This is a genomic window from Hyalangium gracile (genome assembly GCF_020103725.1).
GTDB classification, from domain to species: domain Bacteria; phylum Myxococcota; class Myxococcia; order Myxococcales; family Myxococcaceae; genus Hyalangium; species Hyalangium gracile.
This window is the reverse complement of sequence record NZ_JAHXBG010000001.1, coordinates 178586-196700: the sequence shown is the minus strand read 5'-3', so window position 1 is coordinate 196700 and position 18115 is coordinate 178586. Positions and strand designations below refer to the sequence as shown.

Sequence of the window (18115 nt, the reverse complement as noted above, 5' to 3'; positions counted from 1 at the left end):
ATGGAGAGCGCCTCCCCATCCTCGCTTCACCCCGCTTTGTTGCCTCTGGGCACGCGGGTGGGGCCCTGGCGCGTGGTGGACTGGGCGGGCAGGGGCGTCCACGGTGCCGTCTACCGCGCCGTGCGCATGGGCCAGGAGCACCTGCCCCCGTGGCGCTCAAGCTCGCCCTGCTGCCGGAGGATCCACGCTTCGAGCGGGAGCGGGAGCTGCTCTCGCGCACGCTGCACCCGCGCATTCCCCAGCTGGTGGACCACGGGGACTGGCTGAGCCCTGGAGGCTCGCGGCCTCCGTTCATCGCCATGGAAGGGGTGGATGGTTCGGAAGCGGGGCGTCCTTGCCGAGCGCCACCTCGAGCGAAGCCCCCCGCTCCTTGAGGGACTCGAGCGGATCGCCGTGCTTCCTTCTGAGTTGTCAGGCCGGCGGTGCCGAGCCGGAACGCCTCCATCTGGCTCCGCATGCCATCGAACCCACTCTCCTCTTGAGTCCTCCGCAGCAGGACATCCTCAGTGATTCCAAAGGGTTGAGGCACCCCGGGCTCACTGCTTTCCCTCCAGGTTCCCAGAAATCGCGGCTCGCGCATTAGCCCGCCCGAAAAGAAACCTTTTTGGAGGGAGTCCTCATGAAAGTTCAGAGTCTCGGAGCAGTCCTTTTCCTTCTCCTGTCCGCTTGTTCCGCGGGAACGGTGGACGATGTCGCGGTCCAGGAGGAGCTCCCCAGTGAGAACCGGTCACTCGACCCGGGCGAAGTCTCGCTCTTCCTGGACACGGCCCGTCCCGCGATCCCGATGGACGCCGATACCGGCGCGGTAGAGCTCGGGATGAAATTCCGCCTGTCCGTCCCCGGCACGATCCGCGGCGTGCGCTTCTTCAAGGGTGGGGCCCAGAATGCCGGCCCGCACCGGGTGAGGTTGTGGAGCCGGGAGGGCACGAAGCTCGCGGAGGCGAACTCCACGAGCGAGACGACGGTGGGGTGGCAGACGGTGCGTTTTGCCTCACCCGTCACGGTCAGTGCTGGGACGACCTATGTCGTGTCGTACTACGCCTCGGCCGGACGGTACGCAGCCACGGTGGGCGGCTTCAGCTCGGAGCAGTCGCGAGGGCCCATTCGCGGGCTCGCTTCGGGAGTGGACGGGGTGAACGGCGTCTACCGCTACGGCGGCGGCTTCCCAACGCAGGGCTACCAGAACACCGACTACGCCGTGGACGTGGTCTTCCTTCCGGAAGGCAGCACAGCGGACACCCAGGCGCCTGGTGCGCCCACGGGGCTCGTCGCGTCCGCGGCGTCCTCGAGCACCATCAACCTGAGCTGGAACGCCTCGACGGACGATGTCGGTGTCACTGCCTACGACGTCTTCCGCGATGGGGTGAAGATCGCCTCCACGGCGAACCGCACCTACGCGGACACCGGTCTCACGGCGGCCACGAGCTACGGCTACTTCGTGAAGGCGCGGGATGCCGCCGGCAACCTCAGCGCCGCCTCGAGCGGCGTCACGGCGACGACCTCTCCCACCGCGCCGTCCGGCGGCTTTCCGAACGCGAGCAATACGGGCGTACCGGCGGGAACGCAGCTCACGGCCTACACGGGGCCGTGCACCATCACCGTGGCCAATACGGTCATCGACTCCAAGACCGTGAACTGTGATCTCCTCATCCGCGCGGCGGGCGTCACGATTCGCAACTCGAAGATCAACGGGAGCGTCGCCACCGAGGAGAACTCCACCGGCTACTCCTTCACCATCACCGACTCTCACGTCGACGCGGGAGACCGCGTCGCAACGGGCGTCGGGGCCGTGGACTTTACCGCCGTCCGCGTGCACGTGCAGGGGGGCAATCGCTCCATGCACTGCTGGCGAGACTGTGAGATTCGCGATTCCTACGTCCACGGCCAGATGACGGACGAGACGGGAACCGCGCACGAGTCCGGCATCCGGATGGGGCGAAACGCCATCATCCGGCACAACACCATCACGTGCGACGCGCCGGACGTGCCGCCCGACGCGGGCTGCTCGGCGGGGCTCACCGGCTACGGCGACTTCGCCCCTGTCGAGAACAACCTGGTGGAGAACAACTACTTCCCGGGCACGACGGGAGGTTTCTGCGCCTATGGCGGGTCGTCCAACGGCAAGCCGTACTCGGGCATGACGAACAACATCCGCTTCATCGGCAACGTCTTCGGTCGCGGCTCGAGCGGACGCTGTGGCTATTACGGAGCCATCACCAGCTTCGACACCTCGGAGCCGGGCAACGTCTGGTCCAACAACACCTGGGAGGATGGGACGGTCCTTCCCCCCTCCAACTAGCGAGGCCCTCGAGGCACCGTGGAGGTCTCAATCATGCCGCTCGATGGGGACTTCCACGCCCGTGGCCTCCCAGACGTTTCCCTCGGCGGACAGCTGCGTCTGGGTGCTCACGAGCACGGCACAGTCGAAGACCGTCCGGGCGCCGAAGACGTTGTTGCGCACCACCATGCCTGGAAGGCTCGCTCCGCCCGCATGGCCGAGGTTCACGATGCAACTGCCGCGGTCGAGCCGGTTGCGCTCGATGCGCACGTCGCGCGTCGGCCCTACCTGCTGGTTCACGAAGACCGCCGCGCCGGCCTCATCACCCGGGCCGTGCACATTGCTGTCGTGGATGCCGATGTCACGCCCTTCGAAGACGCTGATGCCGTACTGGGCACCCACCGGGTCGAGCCCGTGGATCCACGAGCTCTCCACCCGCGCGCCGGACTTCAGGCTCATCCCGACGACGACTCCGTGCACGTCGAGCCGGCGCGCGGTGAAACCTCCGCCCATCACCCCCCACTGGAGCGTCGAGGACTCCTCGGCGAAGACCTCGATGTCTTCCAGCAAGACGCCCGTTGCTCCCGCCACGCTGATGATGCCGTCAATCTCGCGTGGCACCGGCGCGTGGACCACGCAGCGGCGAACGGTGACGTCGTTTGCGCGGATGATCAGCCGGCCGCGAATGTCTCGGTCCTCGAGCACGGCGCCCGGTGTGTCCAGCACGACGTCCCCCTCGTGCCGGACCAGGGCCGAGCCCGCGGGAACTCCGGTGTTCAGCGGACCGGGGAGGGCGGGGTTGGCCCGGCAGGAGACGTTGGCGGGACATGCCTTGCACGCGCCGTCCTCGCACCGGAAGCCATCCGCGCATTCGATGGGCTCGGTGCACATGGGCTGCGCGAGCCCGAGAGCTTCGAGCGTGGAGAGCTGGCCGAAGCTTCGCGTCCCTTCGCTCCAGGAGCCGGCCATCGGGGCAGGGAGGCCGTCCCGAGTCACGCGGACGAGTGAAGCGGGGCCTCGGTGGCCTGGCGCCGAGTCGGCGCGCATCTCGACCTGGGCGGGGAGGGCGAGCGTGCGTGCCGAAGGCTCCAGGGCATACGTCATTCCGACCGACCAGCGCTGGACGCCGAGCTCCCGGATCGAGACCGTCTCCTCGGCTTCGAGCGCACCCGGCGGAAGGGTCACCCGGAGGCGGCCATCACGGGAGGTGACGGTGCCCCCTTCGCGCCCGATGAGGCGAACGTCGGTCCGCCCTCGCGCATCGAATAGACTCTCGCCGCACGCACCCGCGAGCAGGGCCAGCGCCGCGATGAGGAGGGGAGCGCGCATCAGAGCCGGAAGCTCAACCCGGTAACGGCTTCGAACCCGGGCCTCAGAACAGCGCGGTCATTCAATCTGAACGAGGCGACCTGTGCCTCGGCCTCCGCGAACCAGGAGAGCTGTCCCGCGATGGGAAGCGCATAGGAGAGCACCGCACCGGCGCGCCCACGGAACGCCGTCCCCGCCGAGGTGCTCGCCACGGACTGGCTGACCGCATCGGCTCCCAGTCGGCCGCCTGCCGCGAGGCCTCGGACAGGAAGCCGCCAGAGCCAGGCGACGTCACCTCCGAGGCTCCGGAGCCCATAAGGCAGCCCGGCATCCAGGCCCCGGCCGTCCTGGTATCTCGCGCGCAGCCGCAGCGTCTGGGATGCGCCCACCGCGAGGTCCCCTCCCAGCAGCAGCGCGGGCGCAAGCCCCATGCCCCGAAGTGGAGGTGTGTTGAGGCCCACCGCGGCGAGGAGCTCCAGCTCCCAGCCGAAGCCATCTCCTGGGGCCTCGCCGCCTTTCTCCCATCGCTCGGCGAAGGGGCGCTGCGTCAACGTGACCGTCGTGGCCGTCCGCTCCTCCCTGGGCATGAGCTCGAAGGCACCGGTCCGCACGTCGTCCGCCGTCGTGCGAATCAGGCGGTAGCGTCCGGCACGCAGCGCGAGCCGCCGTGGCTTCACCGGATCCTCGCGAATCTCCAGCACCTCGCCGAGCCCCTCGTCGCGCACGACGAGCCAGCGCCTGTCGGGCGCTGTCCCGGGGGCGAAGATGAGCCGCGCATCCGCACGGAGCAGGTCGGCGAGCACGAGGTCGCCCTTGCCTTTCAAGTCCATGGCGTACGTTGGCCGCTGGGGGACTCCCGCGACCTCAGCCGTATGCGAGACGGTCTTCGCATAGGCATAGCGATAGGCCTCTTGAAGCGTGATGTGAGCATCTCCATCGGCATCCGCCGCACCGCGAAGCGCGGCCGTCAGGTGGTGAGTGAAGACGCTGCCGCGAAGCTCCGCGCTCTCGAGCGCGTTCTCCCCCGGGCCGGAGGACGCGACGATCGCGGTTCCATCGGGTGACTCGTCGCTCGTGACGTTGAGCTCGAACCCCCTGGGCAGGGCCTTCGCCCCCTTCGTGGTGACGAGCCCTCCGGATCTGCACGCATCCACGAATGCAACCCGTACGTGCGCGCGCGAGGCCCCGAGCAGCTTCCGGAGCTCCGCGAAGGAGAGGCTCTCGCTCCCGAGCTCCAGACCTTGCTCCGTGGCATGTCCGGACCAGTAGAAGAGCAGCAGCGTTCGCCGCGAGGAGCCACGGGCCTCTTCGGAGATGCGCTGCTCGAGCGCACGCACCTCGGCGAGGAGCTGCGCGCGGGTGGGATGATGAAGCACGCGGACGTCCTCGCCGCGAAAGCCCCCGAGCTCCCTCAGCACGTCCGCGAAGCGCGAGGCGTCCGCCTCGGCGAAGCGGAGGCGCGAGTGACTTGGCGCGCCCACGTTGTTGCCGACCGTGATGGCGAAGCGCCGCTCGGGCATCTGGGCCATCGAGGAGGCAGCGCAGAAGACCACGGCGATCAGCGCAAGCCGGCTCATGGAGCGCCTCGCTCGAGCAGCACCGTGGCGGTTCGAGCACCGGGGATGTGGATTGCCGCGGGGTCGCGCACCGGGCTCCCCTGGAGTGCCTGCTCCACGACGGCCCAGCTCAGGGGCTCCTGTGAGATCACCGCCCAGATTCGCTCAGGTCCCCCGGTCGCATCGAGCACCGCGCCACCCGGAAGCAGCTGCGCACCCTCGACCGAGAGCGGCGGCGTCCCTTCCGCGGGCGCGAGGCGCGAGACCGTGCCCGTCGAGTCGACGGAGGCAATCCAGACGAACGATCGAGCGCCGGGCGCCACGTGGAAGCGCAGCTCCTCTCCCGGTCGTACCCGCTCTCCCTGCGCCGCCGCCCGCGGCTCGCCCTGTCCTCCGATGTAGACGGTGAGGACCTCGCCCTTGGTCGCATGGAGCGGCGCCTCCGGCGGTGGCGGGCGGAGGAGGAACAATGCCGCTCCGGCAAGGGCCGCGATCGGCAGCAGCGGCGCCCATCGCCGCACCGGCGAGCTCCTCGCCCGGGTCTTCGCCATCCAGTGAGGGCTCTCGCGAGCAAACACGCGTGCGGCCTCGGCGGCGGATCGCTCCCACCTCTGGCAGTGGGCGCACCCAGCAATGTGCTGGGCGACCTCGCGGTTCGCGGTGAGCAGGTGCTCCTCGAGCGCGAGGTCGCTCGGGCACTGCGCCGTACGTGGTGGGGTCATTCGAAGATCTCCCGGCGGGCATTCGCCAAGAAGAGCTGGATGCGCTTGCCGATCGTCTTGCGCGAGAGGCGAAGAAGCTCGGCGGCTTCCTCCTGGGAATGGCCGTCGACGAGCACGAGCCACGCGACCATGCGTTCGTGCTCCGTGGCGCGGGAGAGCGCCTTGCGGGCCATCTGTCGGTCGGCCACCTCCGCGAAGCTGTCGGTGGGGGCCGGCGCGTCGTGGTTCAGCTCCGTCCCGCTTGCCGTCTCCCAGGCATCGTCTCGCAGCTGGGCAAAGCACACCCGCGTTGCGATCACGTAGACCCAGCGGAGCTGTTCGGGCTCCGGGGGCAGTCGGGAGCGGTGGCGGACCAGCTGCATGAAGACCTTCTGACAGGCGTCCGACGCCTCATCCGGATTGCGCAGGATCTTCAGACAACGGCGGTAGATGGCCGGTCCCAGCCTGCGGCAGACCTCGCTGAGGGCATCTCCGTCGTGCATCAGGGAATACGAGAGAGGGAGGAGGCTCGACGCTTGCGAGCGTACACCCAGCCTTCGAGCATCGGAAGCCGGGTGCGGAGAGTTCGTTGCGCGCCAACACGCACCTTCACGCCAACGACACTGAGGGGCAACGTCCCTCTTGCCGTGGTCAAATGCACTGCTTGGCGACCCCTGCGCAGAAGCACGAAGACCCTGCCACGCTGCTGCTGTGCTCGCTCATCCCGGTTGATCAGGTCACGGTGAAACCCGATGCCGGACTCTTCATCACCGAGGCCGGCTACGTGGAGATGCGGCGGCGCATGGCGGCCACCAGCGCGCTGGCCGCGCCGACGAGGTTGCCCGCGACACAGGTCCACCATGGAACCGCCGACCCCTCGGCCTCGGTCCAGTATTCGCGCGCTCGCCGCCGCGATGACGGACGCCGGACGTGTCTCACCGAGCAACGTCTTCACCTACTTCGAGTACGACGGCGGCAGCCACGACCTCGGCACGTTGCCGGGAGCGGTTTCGCGAATGGCGGAGGCGTTGAATCGCGAGCTTGCTCCCTGACGGCGGCGCCATGCAGTGCCACGAGCACTGCCGGCTCGTTCGCCTGTCCCTGGCTGCCCGGCCAGAAAAGAAAACCTGGGCTCGCCTGACGGCGGCCGGGGCCTTGCTACATCCCTTACTGCTCCGTGTGCGAAGCATCCTGAACCAGGGCCTCTTCCCTCCACGGTCGTTACCCGCTTCCTCGGTACTACGGGCCCCTCCGACTCCTGGCCCTCACCACGCTCCAACAGCGTGTTCGGGTCGCCATCCTGCTTGGACCAGGTCTCCCGTGTTGCGCACCTCACCGTGTGCTCACATGCCGCGCCCCACTACCCCGGTGGAACATCCAGCGATGCTTCGTCGACCTTCTCGCTGGACACATGGCCTTCCCCGTATGTGCGCCAGGTCGGCTTCCACGATTGCCCTTTCGGGGCCTGCTCGGGCTTCACTCACGTTGCGGCCTGTCAGCTTGCTCGACCTCCTTTCCGAGGCCTTCTGTCTCTGGGCTTCGAGTCCGAGGGTCACCCCTCGTCCCCGCCAGATAGCTACCGCGGGGGTCGACTTCCTCCTCGGGCGGGACTTCCACCCGCTGGTCAAGTGCACCTTTCACGGCGCACGCACATTGGGGGCACATGCAGCCCAACAGGGTCAATCCGCTTACGGGCGCGAGCGGCCTGAGTTCCTTGGTCTCCCATGGCTCACGAGAGGTCCGTGGAAGGCGGACGGTAGCGCGTGCCCTGGCGAGGTGTAGCAGCGCGGCCAGCACCCGCGCAGCGCGCCCCGAGCTGAAGGGTCACGGCGAGCCGCGCCCGCCGATCTCCGGGAAGCGCTCGTAAGCCCGCTTGAGCGCGTCCAAGTGGGCGGGGTTGTCGAGGTCAAGCGGCGCATCGGTAAGCTGCACTACCCACCCGCCCGACTCCGTGCGACGCGCTCGTGAGAGCAGCTCGGCGTCGCGGGCCGGGACCGGGAATCCGATGGCCTTCGCAGCAGCGGCCGACCAGTAGTTGAGCCACCCGAGACGATGCGGAATCTCCGGGGAGCGGATCTTCTCTGGAAGCTTGAGCGCTGGCAGTCCCCGAGGAGGACGCGGAGGCCCTTCCACCGTGGGACTCGTTTGCTCTGCGATCGCCACACCCGCGTCGAACGGCGTCGCGTGCCCCCAGAACGCGAGAGCCAATTCCCCTATGGCTGCCAGCACATCCGCTGCCGCCGCGATACTCGCCGTGTCGAGTGGCAGGCTCGCATGAACCTCGAAGTGCGGCACACCGTCTGCTGCAAGACCAAGAGGGTTCTCCGACCCGCTAAGAGTCACCAAGCGATCGTCGTCATCGTTGCAGAGGAAGAAAAAACCGCCGTTTGTCTTGTCTGTTGCTAGCCCCTGATCGCGGTTAGGCAATGGGATGAGGTCTTCCTTTTCAGAAGTTGTCCACGCCAGCCGCAGATCAGGAAGCGCACGCTCCATTCCTTGAGCGATGGCAAGAGGGCGTTTCTCGTCGCCCACGAGCGTCGGCGCATAGACACTGATAGCAATTTCGTTGCGCACAAGCACCACGTCAGCACCAATCCATGACAACGACCGTGAGGTTCGGTTCCAAGCTCTGTAGTAGCGCTTTGTGCTCTGCGCTCGTGACGCCAACGACGAAGTTATAGCCACATTCCTTGGCGAGTTTGGCTTCTTCTCTGATCTGCGGCAATTTCACTTCGACAAGGAATTTCCGGGAGCGGGGCGATTGGTGGCCAAGGTTGTAGGTCTTGACCTCCCACAGCGTGCGCGTAGCGAGCACCAGCGCATCGAAGCTCTTGACTGTGCTCTTGCCTCTAATAAGCACATTCAGACCGGGGAAGTCGTTGCCTGGAACCTTGTTGGCACACTCGTTATGCGGCTCGTTTCCTCCACGAGGAGGTCCTGGGATAGGCCTGCACTCAGAGCGCTCCGAGGGAGCGGAGGATACGGGTGGGAGCCAGTCCCTGCCCAACCCTTCCGGCTTGGGCTCTCTGTTCGCCACGGGTTCCTGCTCATTGGATGGTTGTGGCTGAGCCTTGGGCTTTGCACGCTCACGGGATGCGTTCCGTTCATAAGCATTGATCCCCTCTTGGATAACAACCGCCACCACTACGGTGCCAATTACAATTACTGCTCCAGTGACAACGACTGGCGACGCAAACAGGCAAAGCCCGACGCCTCCCAGAGTCGCGGCAGCCGCAGGCGCAGAGGCTACTGCGCATCTCCCCGTGATATCCTGAAACCTGACTCTGTCGTGATCGAGCGCGCTAAAGCACCTCTCCGCCAGGACAGGCCATTCGTTGGAGGCTTCTCGCAGCACGCAATGCCCACCATCTGTCCAGGGGTACTGCGCCGCCCGCTGAAGGTTGGCGAATCTCAGATTCGGGTCCTCCCGCTCCGCCGGGCTCGGATTCGTCGTTGCGCAAGCCGAGAGAACGATCAGGAGCGCGATGCATGTGCGGTGAAGCATGATGCTGACCTTATGGAAGGGGGACTGTCGGCCACGCTCGACAGCGAGTGCGCTCGGAGCGCTCACGAGTCTCGCAGCCCCCGCCTTGGAGCACCAGAGTCAGCGGTACACCTTGCGGGATCCAGCGTGCGGCCCGCGCCGACCGCGATCGCCCGGCAGTTCCCCTCGCGACCGCCCAACCACCCGTCATCACGCCGTAAAAGTGTAGAGGCGGCGGGAATCGAACCCGGAAAGAATCAACTGTTGTTACAGATAGTTAGGCGGCATTTCTGGTCCGAACCTGGCTAGATACCCCTTCCGTACCCCCACCGCGTTTCGCTGCGTTTCGCAGTCGAATCCGGGGGCGAGCCGCGCTCATAGCCGCGTGAACCTCCGCGCTCTCGAGTCCGCCTCATCCCTGCCTCACTCCGCGTGCCCCAGCGCACGACGCGGCCCCGTTCCCGCGCGACCCAGCAGGCCCGCTCCCGATGGGCTTCAGTGTCCCGGGAGAAGCAAGGCGACCAGGCGCGACAGGACCTTGATCCTCGGACTGTCGAGGCGAGCGAGGCGGCGCAGCAGGCGCCGTTTCTCGGGCGTGTCGTTCAGGCCGGGCGGCACCGTGACTGCCCCGGATGCCTCCTGCCACGGAGCCACCGGAGAGAACCCCATCAGCTCATGGGGCCCGCTTCCGAGAATCAGGCATAGCCGCAGGAGAGTGGAAACGCTCGGGAGCGCGCCCCCCCGCTCCATGCGCCCGTACACCTCGGCGGCGCTGCCGATACCTTGGGCGACTTCTGCCTGAGTCATTCCCGCGCGCTGGCGTGCCTGTTTCAACGCCGCGCCAAGGGTGGCCGGTAGCCTGTCCTGTCGGATCTCGACGTGGCGAGGAAGAAAGGATCGCTTGCGGCGTTGCGCCGTGAGGCGGCCGGAGTGTGCAGCGGCAGGAGTGTTCACGGGGGTCTTCTCCATGTGGAACCTGCGGCTTTGCCCTGTCGGACGAGTTGAGGCCCCGTGGGAGCCAGCGACAAACGCTTACGGTCAGCGAGGGCGGCTAGTTGCCCCCGCCCGGCGCGGTGATGATGTCCTCTTCCTCCTCTATGGCTGGGGGTAACCCGTTCCCGTTCGTAGGCCCGGCGACGCGCCGATTCATGCTGGCCCCGTCCCGTGAGTTGCGGCCCTCTTCCAGCACCTCAGCGGCTCTGTAGGCTGTCGCGAGCGACGCGAGGCCCGCGCGCAGATCCGCCTCCAGTTACGGGCTGCATCAGCCCTCGGTACAGGTGGACAAGACTATCACCAACGCAGCGACGAGATCTGTGAGCCGGGCTATCAGAGGAGAGCATGCTCTACGCCGAGGCGCTTCCGCTTGTTGTGACCGTAGCGCCGCGAGTCTCGAACGCTTCGATAAACTTGAGTATGGCGCTGCCACATGCACTGCCCCTCAGACACTCAACATCAAAAGCAAGCCTTAGCGCCTTCTCGATAGTATCCTCATCTGGAGATTGAGAACTCCATAATCGGCGCAATCCCAATGCCACAATCTTGACGACATCATGTCCCTGACAAAGCTGCCACGGCTCGTGTTTCTCCCCAAGAACAAGCTCGACCTCACTGATAAGCCACGACCTATCAACAATCCTGTCTGCATTTTTGATAACAACAAGCTCAACGAGACGATCTACTTTGACGTTGATCGTTTTAGGCTCTAGCGCCTTGTCGTGCCGAATCTCCTTGAAGTCGAGATTAAGCTTGTGTCTTGCGTTGACGAGGCGCGCCGCGCCGAAGACAGAGGCCGGACCGAAAATGGCTTGACGGACATGCTCTGCCGTAACGCTCGTATTTGACACATCCTCGACATTGAAGTGGCGCTTGATTTTACTGCGCGAGCCATATTCGCGAAGCACCTTCTCCATGGCATAACTCTTGACGTACTCGCACTCCATGTCGTGCGCATCCGACACGAGGACGACTGCATGCGCATTCTCGATGCCAAGTATTCGATCAAAGTCCGCGTCAACTACCGCAATGTACCAACCGAACTGGTTTAATTCGTCGTGGAGTACCTTTGCGCCAGCAATGACGAGGTCTTTACCATACGCCGGGATCAACTCAACGCGCTCCCCAAGACAATGCTCAAGCGCTTTGTGATCTTTACTGCCCTCGACAAGCACGATGGGTTTCTTCTTGACCTGTGCAGCCCTTACCATCATGACTGTATTAGCAACGGTATGTCCGTTTTGAATCATGACACCGACAATTCCTGAGTAAGGGGCCATTTGTCGCCAATAATCTGTGGCGAATGGGTTGCCAACACGAAGTCCATTCTATTGATGCTTCGGATCTTTTCCAAGTCATCTATAAAGCGCAATTGCCACAGTGGATGCAACGAAAGTTCCGGCTCGTCAATCAGCACCAAGTGGTTCTGTCGGATGTCACCAAAGATCAACTCATACACCAACACAAGTATATGCTGCTCCCCCGATGACAACGAGGCAGGATCAAGATGCTCGTTGTTGTCAGTAACGAGATGGAGGCCCCTGTCCTTGGACACCTTGACGAATTTGCGCGTAAAGTGCGAGTTGATTAGCTCCTCAAACAGAGTAACGCGCCTGTAAATGTCGTCAAACTTCTCAAGTTTTGTCTGGGTGTCCTTAGTATAGACCGAGAGAATCTGAGCTACTTCTTCCCTCTTTAATTTCTGGGGGTCAATTTGAACAAGAGCCGGCTCTTTTTCGATCAAGCCAGCTCGATGAAGTTCCTCGCGTCGCTTCTCTATTTTGTCGAGATGCTGTGATAGTTCGGCGAAATCGGGCGATGGTGATTCAAGCGCATCCACGACTCTTCGCGGGAATGTGCGATCTAGTTGTTGCGAGTGCTCCGCATAACCGCCAAGCACGTCTTTGATCTGCGACCGCAATTTGTCGGCGTAATCCTCCACGACTCGTTTAAAAAGCGGCCTCCCTCGTTTTCTATCCTCCTCGACCCTCAGTAGTCGCTGCTCCTCTATCAGAGTGCAATCAAAGTCTTTCCAGAAATCTGTAAGCCATGAAGGGAGTTCTGCGAGAGATGCCCTTCGCTGCTTCCCCGTTCGGAGCAGTCGTTCAAAAGGGATATGCTCCCAGAGATCCTCAGTGGCAACGACCTGATCGTTGGCAACGAGCCAGCGGTTGGAACCGAGAGGGCGAATTGATTCTTCACCAGTCTCAACTGCGTAAGCGATGAATTCTGGGCGGATGGAGGCAAGTCGCTTGGTATTGAAATCACCCAACTTAGCTTTACCCTGCGTTAGCTCAAAATGAAGATGACGCTCACCATCCTTGTGGATTGTGAGCGCGTGAGAGTCCTGAAAACCAAGCTTAATTTGCTTGAAATTAAGGCGCGCCAAGAAGGAGGGAATGGTGCGCGAGATTTGGCTCACAATTTTGAGAACAGTGGTTTTACCCGTCCCATTAGCTCCGTGTATGATGGTGATGCCGCGCTCCTGATTCAATGTGATGGCATGATTGAGTTTCCCAAACAAACCCGTGATCGATATTGATTTGAGTCGTCTCATTATTTACACCGCCACTGCTGCAACATGGGGTTAATAGTTATGGTGACCGATGCGCCTACAGGGCCTGTCGGACACATGGTTAAGCAATCTGTCGTGCTGCATGGCTTCATTCGCGACCTCAAGTCTCGCAGGTCTCGGCTAAAAATCGAAGTATCTCAAAGTCTGCGGTTCAGTTCCACTTCGCGCGCACCATTCCTGCGGCATTGGACCGGGCATGGAAGATGCTCGCCACACGGCCCACGGCATGACGCCGCCCGCAGTTCGGGCATTGGGAGGCGCCGCTCACCACATGCCCACGCGGGGGGCCCGCGGGCGCCGAAAGATACCGAAGTGATACCTGGCGGGGGCACATGCTGCCCAGCCCCATCCACCGGCTACCTCGTGCATGCGGGCCCGCTTCCGCTGCGCCTCACTGTCCCGGGAGAAGTAAGGCCGCCAAGCGCGCCAGAGCCCTAATCCTCGGACGGTCCAGGCGAGCGAGGCGGCGCAACAGGCGCCGCTTCTCCGGCGTGTCCTTGAGGCCGGGAGGCACCATGCTTGCTCCGGGGACGCTCTGCGACGGCTCCAGCTCCGAGAACCCCATGAGTTCATGCGGCCCGCATCCAAGAATCAGGCAGAGGCGCAGCAGCGTGGGAACGCTCGGCATCATCCCCCCCCGCTCTATCCGCCCGTACACCTCCGGGTGAGTGGCGATGGATTCAGCGACTTCTGCCTGAGTCATTCCCGCTCGCTTGCGGGCCTGCTTCAAGGCTGCACTGAGGGTGGCCTGTAATTGGCGCTGTCGGATCTCGATGTGTCGAGGCAGAGGGGACGGCTTGCGGGCGCGCGCGGGAGGGCGCCGGGTGCGTGCAGCGGCGGGGGTCTTCGCGGGGGCTCTTGGCATAAGGATGGACCTTCGGGCGGTGTCCCGCCGGATGGGTTGAGGCCGCAAGGGGCCAGCGATGGACAGCTACAGCCAAAACGGGGGCTAGTCGGTCCTGCCCCGCCTGGTGATGCTGTCCTCCTCCGCCACGATGACGGGGGGCAACTGATCCTCGCTCGTGGGCCCGATCACGCGCCGATTCATGCTCGCCCCGTCGCGTGAATTGCGGCCCTCCTCTAGCGCCTCCTTGGCTCCGTAGGGAGCGCCGAGTGTGGCGAGGCCCGCCCGCAAATCCGCCTCCAGCGCAGCCGCCGACGGATAGCGATCTTCCGGCTTGCGCTGGATCAACCTGCGGATGATGGAGCGCAGCGGGGGCTGGAGCGGCTCGGTGAGTTCCTCCACGTCCTGCGGGGCGAACGTGGCAGCCCGCAGGATGCAGTCCTCCGCATGGGCCGGAAGGTCTGCCTCCGCTGCCGTAATTGCGGCGTCGAGAACCTGATCCTTGACCGCTGGTGTTAGGGCCGCCTCCAAGTCTTCGGATCGTGCATTGCCCGTGCTGTAGAGGTGGCGCAAGGTGGCCAGTTCCAGCAGCACCAGCCCGAGCGCGAACAGATCCGAGCGTGGATCCGTCTCTTCGCCGAGAAGCGCCTCTGGTGAGCAGTAGGCGACGTCACCTTGAGGGCGCGGGAGCGTCGTTTCCACCCGCCCCGGGAGCAGGGAACGTGCACGGGCGAAGTCCGTCAGCACGACTTCACCCTCCGGCCCCAGGTAGAGGCGAACGGGGTTCACGTCTCGATGAACGATGCCCAGCGGGGCGCCGCTCTCGTCCTTGCAGGTGTGCGCGTAATGCAGGGCGTTGGCAATCTCGGCACCCACGTACATGCAGAACGCGGGGGAAAAGGGTGCTTCGCGCATGCTCGAATAGCTGATCAGGGTGTTGATCGAAGTGCCCTCGACAACCTCGGACACCACGTAGAGAACGCCCTGGACCTCATGGATCCCGAAGATTCGGGCGATCCTCGGGTGTTGCAGGTAGGTGGCCAGACGTGCTTCCTCGCGGAGCCGTAAGCGCACCCTGTCGAGCGCTTCCAGATCCCCTGATGACGTAGGGGGCAAGCTGCGGACGATGACCGGCCGGATGCGCTGCGCGGTCGTGCGCTCCCACGCAAGGAAGGTCCGCTCCCCCAACTTCGAGTGTGCCAAGTCCTCGACCAACCCCCTCGACAGATCGACCTCATACGAGAACTCGCCCTGGGAGAAGAGAATCACGCCCGGGACGCTCCAGGGGAGCCTTGCAGTGGCCATGCGGATCAACTCCTCGCAGCGCGCAAGAGGGCGCCGCGCAACGGAGCGAAACACTACCCGGCATGTGCTAGCAGGATGAACGACGCCGGGGGTTGGGAGCGGCGCGAGCCTGAGCTACAGCATCAGCGGAACGCCCCAGTAGGCCGCCTGGACGTGTGGCCCTGCACCGGCCCAGGTTCACCTGTCCGACGCGCAGGGCTCCAGGGGCCTAGATAGGCAAGCAAAAGTTCCTTTACAAGAGCACCCGTCACCAGCACGGGGAACGACCATTGGAATGAGATCCCATGTCCGTTACCGTCCGCTCATGAGCGAGCCCAGCGATCCAACCAAGAAGACGGTACCCGGGTGGGTGGCCACCATGGCTGAGGAGGCGGCTGCGGCGGCCCCTGGTGTCGTAGTCGGTGCCCTGGCAGCAAGTCCGCTCCTTGGCGCCGCAGGGGCAGCCCTTGGGATTGCGGTCAAGACCGGGGTCGCGGCGGTGCGTAGCGCTGCCGCGAGTCGCGCCCAGCGCAGGACATCCAAATTCGAGGAGGAGGTGGCCACACAGCTCGAATCAGGCGACCCGGAGGCGCTCGCGCGCCTTGAGGGCGACGAACGATTCGCCGAAGTCATCTTCCAGAACTACAGACGGGCGATGGACGCCCTGGACCCTGCGGTCATTCCCGCTCTTGGACAGCTAACGTTCGCGTACCGCAACCAGCGCCCGGATGGCTTCTTCAAGAGCCTGGGGCAAGTTCTCCAAGATCTGGCTGGGGGCGAGTTCAAGGCACTTAGGCAGATCATGTCGGCGATCAGCACCACGGCAACCCGGCGCGGTGGTGCCCAGACAATAGAAGTGACCCCCTGGAAGAACGCCGATGGTCGCCAAGAACTGCACCTTGCCGACCCGGAGGATCGGCAGGCGGCCCTAGCCTGTGTTGCCCCCGATGACGCTCTGCGTGTCCTCGACCTCATCGAACGACATGGGCTCGCCCCCGGATTTCAAGACTATGGTGCGGACCTCGCCTTTGCCAACCGCCTGGAGCTTGCGGTAGAGACGTGTGAGCGCGTCCTGACCATCATCGGCCGTGAAGACCTCGACCTTGCGCCAGCCGGAGCCAATTCGGGCGCCGGTCCGGTGAGCCTGGACGCGCGAGGCGGGCCCGGCAGGTGAGCCTGGACGCGGGAGGCTCCACGGGCCCCTCTTCACCTGTCCGACGTGCGATAGCTCCACCGGGCGCGGCTCACCGCCACCGCTCAACTGCAACACCGTCGGCCACCTTAGAGCCCACAGGGGCGCCGGGCTTCGAGCCCTCACGCTTGTCCACTCCCAGATTGCCCCCGTCTTTCAACTCGACGCAGATCGGCACGGTGCGCCCGCCTGAGAGGTGGGCGCGGAGATAGCGGCCATAGATGCGATCTCCTGTCGTCCACAGGTGCCCATCCAGTCGCGTCCCCGCAGGCGCCCTTTCTTCTGCCCTGATCAGCGCACCCGTCACGGGGCCATCCTTCCAGACGGTCAAGGGCTGCTCGCGCGCCTCTTCAACGCTCCCCTTGGTCACGTCAACGAGGATGAAGAGCTGTGACCCATGGCCGGGATAGGTGGACCAACCCAGCTCCTTCATCGCCTTAATGGCTTCCTCGGGGCAATCCTCGGGATCGGGGCGCGTCTGCACACCGGGGCAGCCCGCTTGAAACCACGCGACGGAGGCCAGGAGTAGCGCGCACCTCTCAGCCTTCGAGAGCACACGCCGGGGGCTAGCCTTCGGCGGGTTTGGTACCCCGCTGGTAAGCGTTGGGGAGTTGTCGGGTTGTTTCACGGAAGGGGTCGCCTCCTCTTGGGTAGGGAGCGGCGAGGCTAACTGAGCGGGGCGGCTTGTCGGCTTTTCGGCCAGCGGGCTCGAGGGTCGGGGTTGATCCGCTGGGGCGCCCATGGCCACGGGGGGCGGCTCCGGGTGCGCGGGCCTGTGCAGCACGAAGGCGGCGACGGCTGCCACGAGCACTACAAGCGCCAGCGGCGCGACGAATGCCGGACGGAGCCACCCCTTGCGCAGACGGTTCAGCGCACCCGCCCCCGCGACCGGCACGGCGGACGGATGGGAGGGGATGGGCACTGGCGGGGCCTCGACCTGCCCAGGTGCAATTTCGGCGGGTGCTGGCGGAAGCTGCGCAGCTACCGGGTGAACGCGGGTGCTGTGCCACTCCGGGCCCTCGAATTGCGCGAACTCCTCCAGCGGGCTCCGCGCATCCTTCGCCGTCGCGGGCCGCTCCTCTGGCTTGCCGTGGATCAGCATCAGCGCATAGCTGCTCAGCACTTCTGGAACGCGCCCCTGGGTTACCTTGAACGGGGAAGGAGGTGGCACCGCGTCACCGAGCGGGGGGCGCACCTTGCTGCGCTCAGGCGTGGGGTCCGTCAGCACGTCGTAGAGGTCGGCTCCGAGCGCAAAAATGTCATCGGTCGCATTGAAGGGGTAACGGGCCTCCGGGTTGAGCCGGTTTTCATTCCAGAAGCGCTGAGCCTCCGGGCTGCGGTTGCGCGGTGTTCCCGGGGGCAACGGGGCATCCGTCAACTCCTCGGCTGCCGCGTAATCCGCCGCGCCAAAGTCGATGATCACCGGCTCGCCGCCCTTGGTGACCATGATGTTTCGCAGGCTCAGATCCCGATGGAACACGTCCCGCTCGTGCATGTGCTCCAGGGCCTCAAACAGCTTGCGGAACAGAACGGCTACTTCATGTGGCGTCGGGTAGGTCCGCGCTACCCACTGGCCCAGCGTGTAGCCGTCCACGAAATCCAGGACGATGTAGAGAAAGCCCGAGCGAGGATCCGGCCAACGGCCCTGCGCCCACATGCGGATGATGTAGCGGTGGTTGAGCTGCTGGAGACAGGCCGCCTCACGTTTCGCGCGTGCATCCGTCTGCCGTGGATCTCCGCTCTGCTCCCGGTTGCAGGCCACCTTGAGCGCGAAGCGCTGGCCGTCCTTCTCCACCTCGTAGACAACGCCATAGGTCCCCGCCCCGATCTTCCGGACGATGCGCCAGCCGTCCACCATCTGGCCGGGTCTGAGGTCCCTTGGATCCACTTGAGCCACCAT

Annotated in this window: 15 protein-coding genes; 3 read left to right on the top strand and 12 right to left on the bottom strand. The window is 64.8% G+C overall.

Annotated elements, in window-relative coordinates; genetic code table 11:
* The first annotated feature begins 149 nt into the window (after positions 1 to 149).
* Together KY572_RS48025 and KY572_RS00900 are read left to right on the top strand one after the other, a co-directional pair.
* A complete protein-coding gene (locus KY572_RS48025; protein ID WP_407659860.1) occupies positions 150 to 374 on the top strand; it encodes a hypothetical protein in 225 nt (74 codons plus the stop codon).
* A gap of 245 nt (positions 375 to 619) precedes the next feature.
* The gene (locus KY572_RS00900; protein ID WP_224240216.1) at positions 620 to 2299 is read left to right on the top strand and encodes a DUF4082 domain-containing protein; all 1680 of its coding nucleotides are present in this window, start codon (positions 620 to 622) and stop codon (positions 2297 to 2299) included.
* 27 nt (positions 2300 to 2326) lie between these two features.
* Here the strand turns inward: KY572_RS00900 and KY572_RS00895 are convergent, their stop codons facing one another.
* The 11 genes from KY572_RS00895 to KY572_RS00845 form a co-directional block, all read right to left on the bottom strand.
* A complete protein-coding gene (locus tag KY572_RS00895; RefSeq protein WP_224240215.1) occupies positions 2327 to 3607 on the bottom strand; it encodes a right-handed parallel beta-helix repeat-containing protein in 1281 nt (426 codons plus the stop codon).
* Positions 3607 to 5163: a caspase family protein gene (locus tag KY572_RS00890; RefSeq protein WP_224240214.1), complete on the bottom strand. Its 1557-nt coding sequence runs from the start codon at positions 5161 to 5163 to the stop codon at positions 3607 to 3609. Before KY572_RS00890 ends, KY572_RS00895 begins: the two co-directional genes overlap by 1 nt.
* Positions 5160 to 5864 (bottom strand): DUF4384 domain-containing protein, encoded by a 705-nt coding sequence (locus KY572_RS00885; RefSeq protein WP_224240213.1) that lies wholly within the window; start codon positions 5862 to 5864, stop codon positions 5160 to 5162. Before KY572_RS00885 ends, KY572_RS00890 begins: the two co-directional genes overlap by 4 nt.
* A complete protein-coding gene (locus KY572_RS00880; protein ID WP_224240212.1) occupies positions 5861 to 6346 on the bottom strand; it encodes an RNA polymerase sigma factor in 486 nt (161 codons plus the stop codon). Before KY572_RS00880 ends, KY572_RS00885 begins: the two co-directional genes overlap by 4 nt.
* Positions 6347 to 7667: 1321 nt before the next feature.
* Complete coding sequence (locus tag KY572_RS00875) at positions 7668 to 8423, bottom strand: DUF5953 family protein (RefSeq protein ID WP_224240737.1); 756 nt, start codon at positions 8421 to 8423, stop codon at positions 7668 to 7670.
* A 4-nt stretch (positions 8424 to 8427) separates the two neighbouring features.
* Positions 8428 to 9348, bottom strand: coding sequence for a DUF6310 domain-containing protein (locus KY572_RS00870; RefSeq protein ID WP_224240211.1), 921 nt, complete (start codon positions 9346 to 9348; stop codon positions 8428 to 8430).
* Positions 9349 to 9822: 474 nt separating this feature from the next.
* A complete protein-coding gene (locus KY572_RS00865; RefSeq protein ID WP_224240210.1) occupies positions 9823 to 10296 on the bottom strand; it encodes a helix-turn-helix domain-containing protein in 474 nt (157 codons plus the stop codon).
* Positions 10297 to 10670: 374 nt separating this feature from the next.
* A complete protein-coding gene (locus tag KY572_RS00860; protein ID WP_224240209.1) occupies positions 10671 to 11570 on the bottom strand; it encodes a DUF4435 domain-containing protein in 900 nt (299 codons plus the stop codon).
* The gene (locus KY572_RS00855) at positions 11567 to 12877 is read right to left on the bottom strand and encodes an AAA family ATPase (RefSeq protein WP_224240208.1); all 1311 of its coding nucleotides are present in this window, start codon (positions 12875 to 12877) and stop codon (positions 11567 to 11569) included. Before KY572_RS00855 ends, KY572_RS00860 begins: the two co-directional genes overlap by 4 nt.
* 409 nt (positions 12878 to 13286) lie before the next feature.
* Complete coding sequence (locus tag KY572_RS00850; RefSeq protein ID WP_263451266.1) at positions 13287 to 13598, bottom strand: helix-turn-helix transcriptional regulator; 312 nt, start codon at positions 13596 to 13598, stop codon at positions 13287 to 13289.
* A gap of 246 nt (positions 13599 to 13844) precedes the next feature.
* Complete coding sequence (locus KY572_RS00845; RefSeq protein WP_224240206.1) at positions 13845 to 15008, bottom strand: serine/threonine protein kinase; 1164 nt, start codon at positions 15006 to 15008, stop codon at positions 13845 to 13847.
* Between the two features lie 571 nt (positions 15009 to 15579).
* Between KY572_RS00845 and KY572_RS00840 the strand changes: the two genes are divergently transcribed.
* Positions 15580 to 16197, top strand: coding sequence for a hypothetical protein (locus tag KY572_RS00840; protein ID WP_224240205.1), 618 nt, complete (start codon positions 15580 to 15582; stop codon positions 16195 to 16197).
* Between the two features lie 70 nt (positions 16198 to 16267).
* Here KY572_RS00840 and KY572_RS00835 read toward each other — a convergent pair whose 3' ends face one another.
* Positions 16268 to 18115 (bottom strand): serine/threonine protein kinase, encoded by a 1848-nt coding sequence (locus KY572_RS00835; protein WP_224240204.1) that lies wholly within the window; start codon positions 18113 to 18115, stop codon positions 16268 to 16270.

Coding starts and splice junctions, on each gene's coding strand:
- KY572_RS00900 (WP_224240216.1), top strand. CDS start 620: ATGAAAGTTCAGAGTCTCGGAGCAGTCCTTTTCCTTCTCCTGTCCGCT.
- KY572_RS00895 (WP_224240215.1), bottom strand. CDS start 3,607: ATGCGCGCTCCCCTCCTCATCGCGGCGCTGGCCCTGCTCGCGGGTGCG.
- KY572_RS00890 (WP_224240214.1), bottom strand. CDS start 5,163: ATGAGCCGGCTTGCGCTGATCGCCGTGGTCTTCTGCGCTGCCTCCTCG.
- KY572_RS00885 (WP_224240213.1), bottom strand. CDS start 5,864: ATGACCCCACCACGTACGGCGCAGTGCCCGAGCGACCTCGCGCTCGAG.
- KY572_RS00880 (WP_224240212.1), bottom strand. CDS start 6,346: ATGCACGACGGAGATGCCCTCAGCGAGGTCTGCCGCAGGCTGGGACCG.
- KY572_RS00870 (WP_224240211.1), bottom strand. CDS start 9,348: ATGCTTCACCGCACATGCATCGCGCTCCTGATCGTTCTCTCGGCTTGC.
- KY572_RS00865 (WP_224240210.1), bottom strand. CDS start 10,296: ATGGAGAAGACCCCCGTGAACACTCCTGCCGCTGCACACTCCGGCCGC.
- KY572_RS00860 (WP_224240209.1), bottom strand. CDS start 11,570: ATGATTCAAAACGGACATACCGTTGCTAATACAGTCATGATGGTAAGG.
- KY572_RS00855 (WP_224240208.1), bottom strand. CDS start 12,877: ATGAGACGACTCAAATCAATATCGATCACGGGTTTGTTTGGGAAACTC.
- KY572_RS00850 (WP_263451266.1), bottom strand. CDS start 13,598: ATGACTCAGGCAGAAGTCGCTGAATCCATCGCCACTCACCCGGAGGTG.
- KY572_RS00835 (WP_224240204.1), bottom strand. CDS start 18,115: ATGGTGGCTCAAGTGGATCCAAGGGACCTCAGACCCGGCCAGATGGTG.